Here is a 16,901-nt window from a genome sequence, read left to right on the forward strand (position 1 = left end):
TTTAACATCATAAAAAACCGTAGTTACCCATGGAAAGAATCTATTTTGGCCGGCTTACGGCTTTAGTAATTATTGTCATGCTCGGGCTCACCGGGTGTATCAATAAAAACGGCAAGGACATTATAAAACAAAAGGCTCAGGACGAAAGAGCAGGAAGTATAATGTCTACAAAAACACCCGATCGAGAAGATGGACAAACAGACGTGCTTCAGCTCACAGCCGATCCTATACCTGTAGTTCGCGTGGGATTTATCGGTCTGGGCATGCGAGGAATAGGTGCTGTAGAACGATTTACATATCTCGACAGTGTGGAGGTAAGAGGTCTTTGCGATATTATGCAGCAAAATGTAGACTCGTGCCAGAATATTCTCAAAAGACACAACAAGCCTGCCGCAGAGCTTGCTTTTGCCGATAGCACATCGTGGAAGAAACTGTGTGAAGACCCCAATATTGACCTAATCTATATCTGTACGGATTGGAAAAATCACACACCCATGGCTGTGTACGCTATGGAGCATGGTAAGCATGTTGCTATAGAAGTCCCTGCTGCTACCACAATAGACGAGTGTTGGCAACTTGTAAACACCTCGGAGAAGACGCGTAAGCATTGTATGATGCTCGAAAACTGTTGCTATGACTTCTTTGAGCTTGCTACACTAAACATGGCTCAGCAAGGCTTATTCGGAGAGGTGATACATGGAGAGGGTGCTTACATTCATAATCTTACCGACTACAACTTCGGAGAGGAGTTCAAAGGTGGTTACCACAATAACTGGCGCCGCTCTTTTAATGAAGAGCATACCGGAAATCCTTATCCTACCCATGGTCTTGGCCCCATCTGTCAGATTATGAATATCCATAGAGGTGATAAGATGAATTACTTGGTATCCATGTCCACTGATCAGTTCGGCATGACCAAAGCTGCCATTGAGAAAAAGGGTAAAGATTCACATGAAGCCGGTGAAGATTACAATATGGGTGACATGAACACTACACTTATACGTACCGAAAAGGGGCATACTATCATGATCCAGCACGACGTCACCAGCCCTCGCCCATATAATAGGATACACCTTGTGAGCGGTACCAAAGGCTTTGCACAGAAGTACCCTGTACAACAGATCGCTCTGGAGCCTGATTTCCATAAAGCCCTCCCTGAAAAAGAAATGCAGGAGATGCTCAAGAAATATGAGCACCCTTTTGTCAAAGAAATAGGTGAGAAAGCTAAGAAAGTAGGCGGACACGGCGGTATGGACTTTATCATGGATTATAGACTTATTCATTGCCTCCGTCATGGTTTGCCCTTGGATCAGGATGTGTATGATGCAGCCGAATGGTCATGCTTAGTAGAACTTACCGAAAAATCAGTAAAAAACAACAGCGCACCTGTAGAGATTCCTGACTTTACCCGTGGAGCATGGGACAAACTCAAAAAGCTACAATTCGCTAAATAATAGGCCCTAAACAAACTCTTTTATATAAAATATCCGATTAGCATAGATTAGATTGCCAATCGGATATTTTATATTTTTGCCCTAATGAGACCGTTGCATAGCAGGCCAATTGCTTCGTTGCTTGCGAGATTCGCGCTTGGTCATTTACCTGAAGTAAACTCCCTGTGCACTCACTCTTATCGCCTTGCACTTTACCTTCTCTGCCCGGTCAAAGTGTCTTTTGTCGGCTTTGCCTCCAAAATCCATGAGACTGTTGACTTTTGCAACAGTCTCAAATTAGCAAAAGATGAGTGTGAGACATATTTTCAGATAAGTTCCGCGTGTGGGGTTATTAGATATTTATAAAAGCTTAACTATCAAAATGTAAGTACGTAGAAGTAAAATAATGCAACCCCTCTGTAAAAATTCAGGGAAGTATGTGCTGTGTGTTCTTAACTTTTGCTAAATTCATCGGTTAATAGAATTAGTAGGACAGCTGAAAATAATGAACTTGTACAGATAGTATAATTCTCAGAACTTTTATGCTACCAAAAAGGGAAGGTACCCGTAACCAAAATAGAAGGAGGAGGGAAGTTGTAGATGGCGGAACAATCGAAAAGATATCAATTGGGACTGGCGCTGAGCGGAGGTAGCGCCAAAGGATTTGCCCACTTGGGAGTTCTCAAGTATTTAGAGGAAATAGGGCGCAAACCCGATGTGATATCAGGAACCAGTTCAGGAGCTCTCATTGCTGCGTTTTATGCTGACGGACATACACCGGACAACATTGTAGAGTTACTCAGCAGGAAAGGTTTTATGGCAATGACTAATTTCCAAATACCGCAAGGGGGTATGTTTAGTACTCGTAATTTTCATGTTTATTTGGAGAGCAATCTCAAGCACAAAAGGATAGAAGACCTGAACATCCCTTTATATATACCGGTTACTGACCTTGACCATGGTAAATGCAAGGTTTTTTCGTCAGGATCTCTTGTAGATATTGTGGTCGCTTCATGTAGTATACCCGTACTTTTCAATCCTGTCATAATCGACGGTATTCATTATGTAGATGGCGGTTTGTACAAAAACTTCCCCGTATCAATCATAAGACCTCTTTGCGATACTGTGATAGGTGTCAATCTGGGTCTTGATCCTTCACCGATTTATAAAAAGTCTCTCTTGAGTATTGCTGACAGATGCTTTCAGTTCATATTTCAGCAAAACGCTCAAAACGACAGGCAACTTTGTGATATACTACTTGAGTCTCCTGATATAACAGGTTATAGCATGTTTGAAATCAACTCCGCCCGTGGTATCATGCAGCTTGGATATGAAATGGCGAAAAAGTGCATCGAAGAGTACAACCATGAACAATCGGATGCTAATAACATGGTAAAATAAGAATGAAATGAAGAAAAACGGCAAAATAGTAATATACTCGGTACTCCCACGTCTTTTTGATAATAAAAATATTTCGAGGATACCGAATGGAAGCATCAAAACCAACGGGTGCGGCAAATTCTCAGGCTTTTCCCATGAGGCTCTCAAAGCAATCAGAGATTTTGGCGTTACTCACATTTGGTATGTAGGAGTATTACAGCATGCCAGTACTACGCCTTACGAAACGGAAAATCTTGGTTCTGATTTTTCCGGCATCGTCAAAGGCAAAGCCGGTTCGCCTTATGCCATTACCGACTACTATGACGTGGATGCGGATCTTGCCGATATACCTGCTGATCGTATGCGAGAGTTTGATGAACTCATCATCCGTAATCATAATTTAGGACTCAAGGTAATTATTGATTTCGTTCCCAATCATGTCGCACGTCAATACAAATCCAAGAATAAACCTCCGCACGTCCATGACTTGGGGGAATACGACAATAAGGAAAAAGCTTTTGATCCCCAAAACAATTTCTATTATCTACCCGGTCAAACCCTTACGCTTACCTTCGGAGCCAATGAAGAAGACTATCTATACAGTGAATTCCCTGCCAAAGTTTCCGGTAACGACCGTTTTACGGCACAAGTGTCCGAGGATGATTGGTACGAGACCGTAAAACTTAATTACGGGGTAGACTATATGGATAATAAGCATACCTATTTTGATCCCATACCGGATACTTGGCATCGTATGTTGGAGATCCTTCAGTTTTGGGCTTCCAAAGGTGTCGATGGCTTTCGCTGCGACATGGCAGAGATGGTGCCGGTAGAGTTTTGGAGATGGTGTATCCCTCAAATCAAGAGCGTTTATCCCGTCATCTTTATAGCCGAGATTTACCAGTCTTTAATGTATCGCTCTTATATTGAGGCCGGTTTTGACTTCCTCTATGACAAAGTGGGTGTATATGATACGTTGAGACGCATTATCAACAAAGAGTCACCGGTATTTTCTTTCGGTCAGGCACGAGCTCTTACGGCTGATTTTACCAAGCATATGCTGTATTTTTTGGAAAATCATGATGAGCAGCGTATCGCCTCGGACTTCTTTGCCGGTAATGCCGGCCGCGGGTTACCTGGCGTAGCCTTGGCGGCCTTGTGTGGTAAGAATCCTTTCATGCTTTACTTTGCTCAGGAACTCGGAGAGAGAGCGATGGACAAGGAGGGGTTTAGCGGACGCGATGGTAGAACTACTATTTTCGATTACTGGAGTCTTGATACAATGCAACGCTGGATCAACGAAGGTAAATACAATGAAGACAGGCTTACTACCGATGAGCGCCGAGTAAGACGTTTCTACAAGAAGATCTTTGCGGATATTTGTACTGAAGAAGCCATCTCTTTCGGTGATTTTTATGATTTGTGTCCTGCCAATATGACCAATGATTCATTCAGAGCATCACGCCATTATTCCTTTATGCGCTATTGGGCCGGTGAGATTATTTTGGTAGTATGTAATTTCTCCAATACGCAAGACAAACTCTCTATAATCATTCCTCAAGAGGCATTTGAGGCTATCGGTCTCAAGGAGAATATACCTCTCCGTGCTACAGATCTCTTCACCGGTATCACTGCTATAGATACCCTTACTTATCATGCTCCGTATGAAATTATTGTTGCTCCTTATAGAGTTCGCGTGATAAAATTTAGTAAACAAGAATAAAACTATTAATTTTGTAGCCGAAAGTGTGCCACACACAGCCTATCTATTAGGAGCTAATCTATAACACGATAATGAATACAATTAAAGAAAACAACTACGCGGTTTTTGCCGGATCAAATTCGCTACATCTGGCCGAAGAGATCTGTAAAAGTCTGGGATGCCCACTAGGGAAAATGACAACGGAACACTTCGCTGACGGTGAATTTGCGGTTTATTATGAAGAAAGCATTCGCGGAAAGGATGTTTTTTTGGTGCAGTCTACCACTCCCTCTGCAGACAATCTGCTGGAACTCCTTCTTATGGTCGATGCGGCCAAGCGTGCATCGGCGCACTACATTACTGCCGTTATCCCTTACTTCGGTTGGGCAAGACAAGATAGAAAGGACAAACCCCGTGTTTCTATCGGTGCCAAGCTTATAGCGGATATGTTGGGAAGTGCCGGTATCACCCGGCTCATTACCATGGATTTGCATGCCGATCAGATTCAGGGATTCTTCAATGTGCCGGTAGACCACCTCTACGCGTCTTCTGTTTTTCTGGAATATATCAACAGAGAACTAAATCTCAACAACCTCGTTATAGCTACTCCTGATGTGGGCGGAACCAAACGTGCCAATAGTTATGCCAAACACTTGGGTGTACCTATGGTAATATGTCACAAGAGCCGTATCAAAGCCAATGAAGTGGCAGAAATGAGAATCATCGGTGATGTGCAGCGCAAAGATGTATTGCTTATCGATGATATCGTGGATACCGCCGGTACCATTACTAAAGCCGGTAACCTCATGATGGAAAATGGAGCCAAGAGTGTAAGGGCTATTGCCAGCCATGCCGTGATGAGCGATCCTGCTACTCAGCGTGTATCTGATTCTGCTCTGGTGGAGATGATCTTTACCGATTCCATCAGCCTCAAGAAACAATGCGACAAGATCAGAATACTTCCCGTAGCTGAAATGTTTGCCGAGGCTATCAAGCGTGTGTGCAACCACGAGTCTATCAGCTCGCTTTACACCATCTGATATTCAGCATTACGGGAGGTTTTTCTCCCCAATAATATAATTGAGAAGGAAGAAGACGCCTGTTTTCTTCCTTCTTTTTTCTTTCAATATAGGTCTTTGGAGTCTCAGATTTTGTGTTTACTTTAGTAACAGTATGATCAATGATAAGACATTAAATAAACTCAAAACTCTCACTGAAGCTGCCAAATACGATGTCTCGTGTGCTTCCAGCGGTTCCAGGCGTACCAATACTAAAAACGGTATTGGCTCAGCTGCTTATTCCGGTATTTGTCATTCTTTTACTTCGGATGGTAGGTGTGTGTCATTGTTCAAGATTATGCTCAGCAACTATTGTATTTATGACTGTGCCTACTGTGTCAATCGCAGGAGCAATGATGTACCGCGAGCCACTTTTACCCCGGAAGAAATCATAGAGATTACATTGGAGTTTTATAAGAGGAACTATATCGAAGGTCTGTTCCTCAGCTCCGGTGTTATAGGTACTCCCGATAACACCATGGAGTTGATGTTGCGTGTAGTCAAAGGACTTCGTACCATGCATCGATTCAATGGTTATATTCATATGAAAGCTATACCCGGTGCCAGCCGAGGACTTATCGATGAGGCAGGCCTATATGCTGATCGTATGAGTGTCAATATAGAAATCCCTTCCGAGCCGGAGCTTAAGATGATAGCTCCCGACAAAGATTTTCAAAGTGTATTCACCCCCATGGCATTTATTCGTGACGGCATCGTGCAGAATGTAGAAGAGCGGAGTAAGTTTCGCAAAGCTCCCCGCTACGTACCCGGAGGGCAGAGTACACAGCTTATCATCGGAGCCACACCGGAGACCGATAAGCAGATTTTGGATCTTACAGCATCACTATACAGCGGGCCTCAGCTCAAACGGGTATATTATTCAGGTTATATCCCCGTCAACAACGATGCCAGATTGCCCGCACTCAAGACGCCTCCGCTCAAGCGTGAGAACCGCCTGTATCAAGCCGATTGGCTACTGCGCTTTTATCACTTCGACGTCAAAGAAATACTCGATGATTCGAGACCCAATTTGGATCTGGATGTTGATCCCAAAACCGGCTGGGCTTTGAGGCATCCGGAATTCTTCCCCGTCGATGTCAATACAGCTAGCTACGAAGCTATACTCCGTGTCCCGGGTATTGGAGTCAAATCTGCTAAACTTATTGTAGCTTCGCGTCGCTACGGCAGACTTGCCTTTGATAACCTCAAAAAGATGGGTGTGGTGATGAAACGTGCACGCTACTTCCTCATGTGCCGTGAATTGCCCATGCAAGGTGTCAATGAGTTAGGGCCTGACAGGTTGCGGGAGTTGATTGCCGGCAAGAAGACGTCTATGAAGACCATAGATGCCGTGCAAATGACTATTGACTTTGGCGATGATTACTGATCCTCACACGCATGATCCGCTATTGTTTGTGTATGACGGCACACTTGAGGGGCTGCTTTCGTGCGTGTTCTATGCTTATTTACACAAATTGCAACCTCACGACATCGTGCCGGACTACGAGCCGCTTCCTATCTTCTGTGCGCATACTTACACAGTGCCCACCACTGCGGAACATAGCCGAAGGGTGTGGGTTGCACTGCTCAAGAAGCTAAGCCCCATGGGACGCAATACCATCTTGCATGTGTGGCTATCGGAGATGCGTGAGCGGGAGATGCTCCTCTTCAGGTATATCTGTAAAAATATCGATTATAAAGGCAAATCCATAGAAACGAACTTTGCTGATGCAGATGTGTTGCGTTGTCGTGAGATAGCACACAAAGTAGGTGCTGAAGCCCATAAGATGAAAGAGTTCGTACGCTTTCAGGAGATGGCCGATGGGATATACTTTGCCCCCATCAAGCCCAAGTATGATGTGCTCTCTCTGATCGAGTCACACTTCCGTAAGCGCTTTGGATCGCTCAGGTGGATCATCTATGATGTAAGGCGCAGCTACGGATTGCACTGCCGTGATGGGAAGACGGAGGAGATCACACTTGATCTCAACGAACACATCAGCATCGGTCATGGCCGTTTGTCGGCAGATATCGTCTCGCAACAGGAGCAAATGCTCAGGCAGATGTGGCAGACTTATTTCAAAACTCTGGCAATACCCGAGCGATTCAATCCCAAAGTACAGCGAGGCCATATGCCACGCCGTTTCTGGAGCCATCTCACCGAGATGCAAGAGGAGTAATGGTGGGCAAGTCACACCTACACCATGGGCAACATGGCTTATGCCCCGGAGCAATTCATTATCTTTGTACAATAAAACAATGTAAATGATAGACCAAAATATAATAGATGAGAAGCTGGATCAACCGGTTTTTCACCTGATTTCTGAGGCTGCGGATGAGTTAGGGGTGGAGGCTTATGTAGTTGGTGGTTATGTACGTGACCTGTTTCTACATCGTCCGTCCAAAGATATCGATGTGGTGTCTGTGGGACGAGGCATCGATTTGGCCAAAGCTTTTGCGCATAAGTTGGGCAAAGGAGCACGGGTGTCTGTATTCGCACGTTTTGGTACGGCTCAGGTCAAAAAGAAAGATCTTGAGGTCGAGTTTGTGGGTGCTCGCAAAGAGAGTTACTCACAAGATAGTCGCAAGCCTTTTGTTGAAGACGGCACGCTCGAAGACGACCAAAGACGCCGTGACTTTACCATCAATGCTTTGGCGATATGTCTCAATCATGATAGATACGGCGAACTTATAGATCCTTTCGGAGGTATTGATGATATGGAAGATCTCACCATACGCACCCCGCTTGATCCCGATATCACCTTTAGCGATGATCCCTTACGCATGATGCGAGCCATACGCTTCGCCTCGCAGTTAGGCTTCTTTATACATCCTGATACGTTCGAGGCTATTGTGCGCAATGCTCACCGTATAGACATCGTATCTGCCGAGCGCATTATAGAGGAGTTGCACAAAATCATGCTTTCTCCCAAGCCCTCTATAGGATTGGAGCTTTTTGAGCTCTCGGGCTTGATGCGCAGGGTATTTCCTGAGCTTCTTGAACTCAAAGGAGCAGAGACGTGTGACGGAGTGGGACACAAGGATAATCTGTCTCACACCTACAAAGTTGTGGACAACCTTGCTAAGGTGCTCAATCGTCGGGGTCGCAGTGAGGGAGACCTATGGCTTTTGTGGGGTGCTCTGCTACACGATATAGGCAAGCCTCGCACCAAGAAGTTCGACCCTCGCCTGGGGTGGACATTTCACAATCACAACTTCGTGGGAGCCAAGATGCTTCCCAAGATTTTCAAAAGATTGCGCTTACCTCTGGATGCTAAGTTGAAGTATGTCCAAAAACTAGTGGAGCTACATATGCGCCCTGCCTCATTGGTCGATGAGGGGGTGTCTGACTCAGCTGTAAGACGCCTTCTATTTGAGGCTGGTGACGACATTGATGACCTCATGTTGCTGGTAGAAGCTGATATCACCAGCAAGAATCCTGAGATAGTGCGTAAATATCTCGACAATTACAATGTTGTAAGGCAGAAATTGCTCGATCTGGAAGAAAAAGATCGGTTACGTAATTTCCAACCGCCTATTACAGGAGAGATGATCATGGACACTTTCGGTCTCGCTCCATGTCGTGAGGTAGGATCTATCAAAGATGCCATCAAAGATGCTATTCTCGATGGTGTTATCCCCAATGAATATGAAGCTGCTCATGCATATATGCTCAAAAAAGCCCGCTCTATGGGACTTACCCCTGTGAGTAAGTAAGAGTATATGTTGTGTGATACCATTATTGGCACAGATTTGGGCTTTGGAGCAGAAGTGAGACTGTTGCAAAAGTCAACAGTCTCATGGATTTTGGAGGGAAAGCCGACAAAAGACACTTTGACCGGGCAGAGAGGGTAAAGTGCAAGGCGCTAAGAGTGAGTGCACAGGGAGTTTACTTCAGGTAAATGACCAAGCGCGAATCTCGCAAGCAACGAAGCAATTTGCCTGCTATGCAACGGTCTCATGACAGGTAAACGATGTTTTGGGATTTGTGTGTGTTTATATGTATCTCGGGTTTGTAGTTAAGAGACTGAAAAGGAGTATCATTTTGTCAGCATAATGAGTATATTCCACACTCTCTGATTTCCCTGTTTTTATGGTTTATTTCGTGCTACTATGCGGTACTTGACAAGAGGGGCAAAAGATTGTATCTTTGTACCCGACGCCTGCTTCATTTATCCCCGTATGTTTTATTGATCAGATCCCAATTTTATAAAGACATGCAGACAAACACCCCTATACTGCTTGTATTGATGAATAACGAGAGTTTATCGTCCCGGATTTCGTGCTTTTGTCAGAGGCGTATGTTGGTGATTCCTCAGAATCAAAAGCTTTATTGAATCCTCTGATATACCGAGTTGCTTCATGAGACCTTACCTCCCCCTGTGTTATTAGAGCTCGATTTCACACTATTGTTCCATACGGCTTAGTTTCTATTTGCACATTATCTGCCAGCCTACTCCGAGCATGGCCGTTTTTTTGTGTCCTTCCCCCAACTCCCGTTACAAGGATACTTATTTCATCATATAAGAACCTCTGACCTATGTATAGAGTCTATTGACTTATCGTACACGGTCGGTCATCCTATCATATAAGGTCGGTTGTCCGTATATATTAGAATCGAAGACTCCATAGAATGATCCATGGGGTCAAGCATTCAGGTGAAAATATTATAATAACAGCCTGTTATATATTTCAGCTATTTATGATTGTGCGTTGTTTTGAGACTTTGGTTTAATTAGCCCTTCTGAAGTGACCTGAAAATATTGGGAACCCCAAAAAATTGCTCGATTTTGATACAAATAATCATGTTTACTTAACTGTAAAAGCTAAAAAAGAGGTCAATATGTGGCTTACTTAAATTGTTTAGTTGGCTTATATATCGTGTTTTATAATAGAGGCTCTCGTCAAACCCCTCTTTCATCATTTTGACAAAATGTCAAAATTGATTCCTTCTTTCCTATGGATGAGTACTACAAAGATCGTTGCCTTATCCCTATCGTATAGATGATGGATGTAAGGGGTCTGTTTCAATTCATAGTCTTGGTTTTTATGAGTAGAATACTCATCGCAACAAGCTGCATAGGGAAGAACTAAGAAGGCGTTTTTATTGAACGTATGGGTAATATATGTGTAAATTAAGGCAATGTAAATAACATTGAATTTCCGTATACAAAATTGTGTTACGACGTAATTTTGAATGATATAACAACGTTAATAAAACAATGAATAGCTGAAGTTATAAAAAAAATGAGTATTATTGCCAACTATATCCCATAATGATAAGGTATTAGCTATTGAGGTTGTTAAAAATAAGATTAACTTTGTGCGAGTTAAAAACGTTTAACTTCTAAAATTAAGATTCACAGATGGAAAAAGCGATCCGGAAGGCATTAATTTCAGTCTATCACAAGGATGGACTATCTGAAATATTGGCAGAACTAAACAGACTGGGAGTGGGATTTGTATCCACGGGAGGTACCAGGAGTTTTATTGAGCAACAAGGATACGCCTGTGAAGCTGTAGAAGAATTGACGCAATATCCCTCTATGCTGGGAGGAAGAGTGAAAACTCTGCACCCTGCGATATTCGGAGGTATACTGGCACGTCGTGAAAATGACGGGGATATGCAGCAATTGCAACAATACGGAATACCGATGATCGACCTCGTGATTGTGGATTTGTACCCTTTTGAGGAAACGGTAGCATCGGGAGCATCCGACGAAGATATCATTGAAAAGATCGACATAGGTGGTATATCTTTGATTCGTGGTGCAGCCAAAAACTTTAACGACGTCATTATCGTAGCATCAAAAGACCAATACGCTCCACTGATGAGCATGCTCAAGGCAAATGGCGCCAAGTCGTCGCTGCAAGAGCGTCGTAATTTTGCCAGAGAAGCTTTTGCCGTAAGTTCTGGCTATGATACAGCGATCTTTAATTATTTTGACAACGACGAGCGCAGCGCTTTCAGAGCTTGTGCCGGACACGCCAAAGTATTGCGCTATGGCGAAAACCCCCATCAGAGGGGGCTTTTCTTCGGCGATTTTGATAAATATTTTGACAAACTCCACGGCAAGGAAATATCTTACAACAATTTGCAGGATATTGATGCCGCGGTACAATTGATACAAGAGTTTAGCGCACCTACTTTTGCGGTGCTCAAACACAACAATGCTTGCGGATGTGCCTCAAGAGGTACAGCCCTGGAAGCATGGGAAGCAGCCTTGGCTGGTGATCCCGTATCGGCTTTTGGCGGTGTATTGGTAACCAATACAGTCGTAGATGCAGATACTGCTAATGAAATCAATAAGATATTCTTCGAGGTGATCATCGCACCCGACTATGACAATGGTGCGTTGGAAGTTCTTACGCAGAAGAAAAATAGAATCATATTGACTCAAAAGCAGAGGATAGAACCTCAGTGGCAATACCGCTCTATGCTGGGTGGAGTGCTGATGCAGGAGTGTGATGCCAAGACTGAGACTCAGGCAGACTTCCGCTCTGTCACAGCGATAGAGCCTACTGCGGACGAAACGGATGATATGATCTTTGCCAACAAACTGGTGAAGCATAGTAAGAGCAATGCTATCACACTGGTCAAGGATAGCCAACTATTTGCTTCCGGCGTAGGGCAGACATCAAGGGTGGATGCTCTCAAACAAGCCATTGCCAAGGCACAGAGTTTCGGTTTTGATCTTCAGGGCGCTGTGATGGCAAGTGATGCTTTCTTTCCTTTTGCCGACTGTGTCACGCTGGCTGCCGAGGTGGGTATCAAAGCTATAGTACAGCCCGGTGGATCAGTGAGAGATCAGGAGAGCATAGATGCAGCCAACGATAAAGGAATGGCTATGGTGATTACCGGATTCCGCCATTTCAAACATTGATAAAAACAGTCTCCCTGTGCGAAGGGAGTTAAAAAATATAATTTACTACTTAAAAATGGGGTTATTCTCTTTTAGACAAGAGCTGGCAATGGACTTGGGGACTGCCAACTCAATTATAATCAAAGACGGCAAGATAGTTCTGGACGAACCGTCTGTAGTCGCGTTTGACGTGCGCACGGGTGAGATGATCGCCGTGGGCAGCGCTGCCCGGGAGATGTATGAGAAAGGCAACGCCAATATACGTACTATAAGACCGTTGAGAGACGGTGTTATAGCGGACTTTAACGGAGCGGAAAAGATGATTCGCGGTATGATCAAGATGATCAATAGTAAGCGTCGTTGGTTGGGACCATCGTCACTCCGCATCGTGGTGTGTATTCCTTCAGGCAGTACCGAGGTGGAAATCAGAGCTGTACGTGACTCAAGCGAGAGAGCCGGCGGGCGTGATGTGTATATGATATATGAGCCCATGGCTGCTGCCATAGGTGTGGGCATAGACGTGCTGGCTCCCGAAGGCAACATGATTGTAGACATAGGCGGTGGTACTACTGAGATAGCTGTAATATCGCTGGGAGGTATAGTGCGTGATCAGTCGATACGCATAGCCGGTGATGAGCTTACTCACGATATCATGGATTATATGCGTATAGCCCACAACGTAAAAGTAGGTGAGCGCACGGCAGAACAGATCAAGATCAACGTAGGGGCTGTATTGCAGGATATCAGCAATCCACCAGAGGAATACATTGTGTGCGGTGCTGACCAGATGGACACATTGCCCAGAAAGATAGCTGTAAATCACCGTGAGATAGCACAGTGCCTTGAGAAGTCGGTACAGAAGATAGAAGCTGCCGTACTGAAGACGCTTGAAGAGGTGCCGCCCGAGTTGTATGCCGATATTGTGAAAAACGGTGTTACGCTTACCGGAGGGGGAGCCTTGCTGAGAGGTTTGGACAAGAGATTGACCGATCGTTTCGGTATCGACTTCCATGTGGCTGAAGATCCGTTGCATGCCGTGGCCAAAGGTACCGGTATCGCACTGAAACATCTCGACACTTTTAACTTCCTTATTCGATAATAAAATTTACAATCATACGTGCACAAGCTGCTTGAGTTTTTGCGCACCAATGTACATTGGTTGATATTTATCCTATTGCAAACGGCTGCGTTGCTGATGCTCTTTAATAGTAGCATCTACCATCGCAGCCTTAAGCTAATGGCTACAAACTACGTAGTGGGTAACGTATCTTCATCTTTGACAGAGGTGTACAGTTACATGAATCTGAGAGAACAAAACGAAGCTTTGCTCCATGAGAATGCGCGCCTCGAGCGTGACTATCTCTCACTGATGCGCAAGGTGGAAGATGCCGAGGCGGATACCGTGAGGCCGATAGTGCATGTGAAAGATTCTCTGTCGGATACGCTGCCCGAATACAGCTATACCACTGCCCGGATTATCAGCATCAAGAATCATAACAGCAATGTGTACTATATCATCAACAAAGGCTCCAAAGATCACTTACATGCCGATATGCCGGTGATGAGCAGCCATGGTGTAGTGGGAACTATCACGGAAGCTTCTGCAAACTATGCGATAGTGATACCTCTGCTCAACCCCAAGATGAAATTGAGCTGCAGTATCAAAGGCAAAGGTTACTACGGATCCATGTTATGGGACAAACCCGGAGGCGAGTATGCTACGCTGGGAGACCTCCCCTTACATGCAGAAATAGCTCCGGGTGACACCGTGGTCACAAGCGGATTCTCCTACATATTCCCTCAGAATCTGATGGTAGGGGTGGTGGCACAGGACCCCAAGAGAAAACCCAAGGAAGGTAAATCGTTTAGTAATTATTCCGTGAAACTGGCTACAGACTTCAATAAGCTGAGCTATGTGTATGTGATCAATAATATAGAATCCACGGAAGTGAAAAAGTTGGAAGGGGATATCAAAGATGTTCAATAATTGGGTTCGTTTTATATTAGTCAGCATTATCATCATACTCCTGCAAGTGTGGGAGTTTACCCCTCTTGCCTTATTCAAGATAGCTACTCCGTTTATCTATCCTATAGTTCTTTTCTTCCTGCCTATCAATACTCGTGAGAGTATCATGACGGTGGTGGGATTTTGCATAGGTCTTATACTCGATACGCTCAGCGGTACTCCCGGCCTCAATACCTCAGCATTTACCCTTACGGCTTTTGCGCGTAACTATCTTACATCCCCTTTGTGTGACGATGAAGTCAACAGAGAGCTTATCCCCTCACGCTTTGCTCTGGGCAACGGTGCTTTTTTTCTGTTGCTGTTTGAAGTGATGTTGCTCAACACACTGGTACTCTTCCTGCTTGATGCCCTTTCGCTCTTCGACTTTGTATACTTCCTCAAGCGTTTTGGATCGAGCTTTGTGTTCTCTTATGTGGTGTGTGTAATTTTCTTCCTTATCTTTCAGCAGGCAGAGAAAGATGCCAAATAAGTAAGAAGAGATGTCCCCTAACGATTATTACAAAAGAGGCTATTTATTTATCATCCTGACGGTGGTTATCGTGGGGATGTATATTATCAGGCTTTTTTATTTGCAGATACTTACACCAAACTATAAGTCAAGAGCCGAAAGCAATGCCTTTTATCAAAAACCTATCTATCCCGCCAGAGGTGTGATATATGACCGCAACGGTGAGCTGTTGGTAATGAACAAGCCGACTTTCGATCTCATGGTCGTAACGGGAGAGGCGGGTGAATTTGACAGCGTAGCACTGTGCAAAAACCTCAATATCGATATCACTGTTCTGAGACAGAGATTCAAAGACATGTCCAACAGGCGCAAGAACCCCGGATTCTCCCGCAATGTGCCCCAGGTACTGATATCACAACTTAGCACTGAAGAGGCCGGACGCTTTCAGGAGATACTTTATAAATTCCCCGGCTTCTCTATCCAAAGCCGTACTATACGCCAGTATAATTATCATCATGCTGCACATATCTTGGGATATGTGTCCGAAGCTAACCCGTCTGATATCTCACGTGACAAAGCTTTGGTTGCAGGAGACTACACCGGGCGTATGGGTGTAGAGCGCGTGTATGAAAAAGAGCTTAGAGGTGTAAAAGGTGTAGAGATCTTGCTCCGAGACGCAAGCGGACGCATCAAAGGACGATCTGCTGAGGGTAGAAACGACCGTGCACCTGTCAATGGTAGTGACCTTACCCTCTCTATTGATAGTAAATTGCAGGCCTTTGGTGAAGAACTGATGCAAGGTAAACGTGGAGCAATCGTGGTGATACAGCCCTCCACAGGCGAAATCCTTGCAATGGTGAGTGCTCCTTCTTATGATCCGGAGATGCTCACAGGAAAGAAAAAAGGAGAGAACCACCGCATTCTCGAAGATATGCCCAGCAAGCCGTTATATGCCAGAGCTATTATGGGTAATTACCCTCCCGGCTCTACCTTCAAGCCTGCTCAGGGAGCTATTTATCTGCAAGAAGGTATCATCACTCCGCAAACGAGTTTTGCATGCCATCATGGTTATCCCCTCCTTCGGGGCAGACCTCGTTGTCACTCCCATGCTTCACCTGTTTCTATCGTACCTGCGTTGGCTACGTCTTGTAATGCATTCTTTTGCTGGGGGCTTCATGGGATGCTCGATGACAGACGGTACTATCGCTCGCCCCAAGAAGCTCTGGAGCATTGGAAAAACAGGATTGTAAAATTGGGATACGGTTATCCGTTGGGAGTAGACTTATATGGCGAGAAAAGAGGATATATCCCCAATAGTAAAGTGTATGACAAGATTTATAAAGGACGCTGGAATTCCTCTACCATCATTTCTATCTCCATTGGTCAGGGAGAAATCCTCGCTACTCCTTTACAGATAGCTAATCTGGCTGCTATTATCGCTAATAGGGGGTATTACTATAAACCTCATGTTGTAAGAGGAATATCAGGTTCGAAGTTGGATACGTTGTATACCAATAAGCACAATACGGAGATCAGCAGTACTAACTGGGAGTATATCGTGTCGGGTATGGCGGCCGCTGTTACAGGCGGGACGTGTAGAGCTGCAAACTTTGCTCCCGGAGAAATCGAAGTTTGTGGTAAAACGGGTACAGCCGAAAATCCGCATGGTAAAGACCACTCCGCTTTTATTGGCTTTGCTCCTCGTAACAATCCCCAAATAGCTGTGGGGGTATATGTGGAAAACGGAGGCTTTGGAGCAGTATATGGTGTGCCTATAGGTCGTGTGATGATGGAATATTATCTTCGCAAGGGAGAGCTGTCGGGTGCATCACAGGCTATTGCCGAAAAAATGAAGAAAACGTCGGTATCGTATGGTGATGGTGATCCGTCACAATCTATATATTTAGAACAAAAGAACAAAGCTTCTACGATAACAGTGCCTTTGAGAGCAGACAGCGCAAATTCACAAAACGATAAACCTATTCAATGAT

12 protein-coding genes are annotated in these 16,901 nt (G+C 44.6%); all 12 read left to right on the forward strand.

The annotated features are described in order from the left end of the window. Window positions 1-29: 29 nt before the first annotated feature. The 12 genes from VYJ22_RS01805 (at window position 30) to mrdA (ending at window position 16,900) form a co-directional block, all read left to right on the forward strand. Window positions 30-1,454, forward strand: a complete 1,425-nt coding sequence (locus VYJ22_RS01805; protein WP_407989172.1) for a Gfo/Idh/MocA family protein — start codon at window positions 30-32, stop codon at window positions 1,452-1,454. 579 nt (window positions 1,455-2,033) lie between these two features. Continuing rightward, window positions 2,034-2,834 carry a patatin-like phospholipase family protein gene (locus tag VYJ22_RS01810; RefSeq protein ID WP_329904695.1) on the forward strand — a complete coding sequence of 267 codons (801 nt, stop codon included), beginning with the start codon at window positions 2,034-2,036 and terminating at the stop codon, window positions 2,832-2,834. Between the two features lie 7 nt (window positions 2,835-2,841). Further along, the gene (locus VYJ22_RS01815) at window positions 2,842-4,536 is read left to right on the forward strand and encodes an alpha-amylase family protein (RefSeq protein ID WP_329904696.1); all 1,695 of its coding nucleotides are present in this window, start codon (window positions 2,842-2,844) and stop codon (window positions 4,534-4,536) included. A 71-nt stretch (window positions 4,537-4,607) separates the two neighbouring features. Beyond that, a complete protein-coding gene (locus tag VYJ22_RS01820) occupies window positions 4,608-5,555 on the forward strand; it encodes a ribose-phosphate pyrophosphokinase (protein WP_329904697.1) in 948 nt (315 codons plus the stop codon). A gap of 133 nt (window positions 5,556-5,688) precedes the next feature. Continuing rightward, window positions 5,689-6,960, forward strand: a complete 1,272-nt coding sequence (locus VYJ22_RS01825) for a putative DNA modification/repair radical SAM protein (RefSeq protein ID WP_407989438.1) — start codon at window positions 5,689-5,691, stop codon at window positions 6,958-6,960. Then, window positions 6,950-7,753: a TIGR03915 family putative DNA repair protein gene (locus VYJ22_RS01830; protein WP_329904699.1), complete on the forward strand. Its 804-nt coding sequence runs from the start codon at window positions 6,950-6,952 to the stop codon at window positions 7,751-7,753. Before VYJ22_RS01825 ends, VYJ22_RS01830 begins: the two co-directional genes overlap by 11 nt. A gap of 85 nt (window positions 7,754-7,838) precedes the next feature. Then, window positions 7,839-9,290, forward strand: a complete 1,452-nt coding sequence (locus VYJ22_RS01835; protein ID WP_329904700.1) for a CCA tRNA nucleotidyltransferase — start codon at window positions 7,839-7,841, stop codon at window positions 9,288-9,290. 1,649 nt (window positions 9,291-10,939) lie between these two features. Further along, window positions 10,940-12,457, forward strand: a complete 1,518-nt coding sequence (gene purH, locus VYJ22_RS01840) for a bifunctional phosphoribosylaminoimidazolecarboxamide formyltransferase/IMP cyclohydrolase (RefSeq protein WP_329904701.1) — start codon at window positions 10,940-10,942, stop codon at window positions 12,455-12,457. 55 nt (window positions 12,458-12,512) lie between these two features. Then, the gene (locus VYJ22_RS01845) at window positions 12,513-13,535 is read left to right on the forward strand and encodes a rod shape-determining protein (protein ID WP_329904702.1); all 1,023 of its coding nucleotides are present in this window, start codon (window positions 12,513-12,515) and stop codon (window positions 13,533-13,535) included. 18 nt (window positions 13,536-13,553) lie between these two features. Continuing rightward, entirely contained in the window at window positions 13,554-14,423 is an 870-nt protein-coding gene (gene mreC / locus VYJ22_RS01850; protein ID WP_329904703.1) for a rod shape-determining protein MreC, read from the forward strand. Further along, the gene (mreD, locus tag VYJ22_RS01855; protein WP_329904704.1) at window positions 14,413-14,931 is read left to right on the forward strand and encodes a rod shape-determining protein MreD; all 519 of its coding nucleotides are present in this window, start codon (window positions 14,413-14,415) and stop codon (window positions 14,929-14,931) included. The genes mreC and mreD overlap by 11 nt, the downstream gene beginning before the upstream one ends. Window positions 14,932-14,941: 10 nt before the next feature. Beyond that, on the forward strand, window positions 14,942-16,900 hold the full coding sequence (mrdA, locus tag VYJ22_RS01860; RefSeq protein WP_329904705.1) for a penicillin-binding protein 2: 1,959 nt from the start codon (window positions 14,942-14,944) through the stop codon (window positions 16,898-16,900). Window position 16,901: the final 1 nt, after the last annotated feature.

This window comes from Porphyromonas pogonae, from assembly GCF_036320655.1.
Classification (GTDB): Bacteria; Bacteroidota; Bacteroidia; order Bacteroidales; family Porphyromonadaceae; genus Porphyromonas; species Porphyromonas pogonae.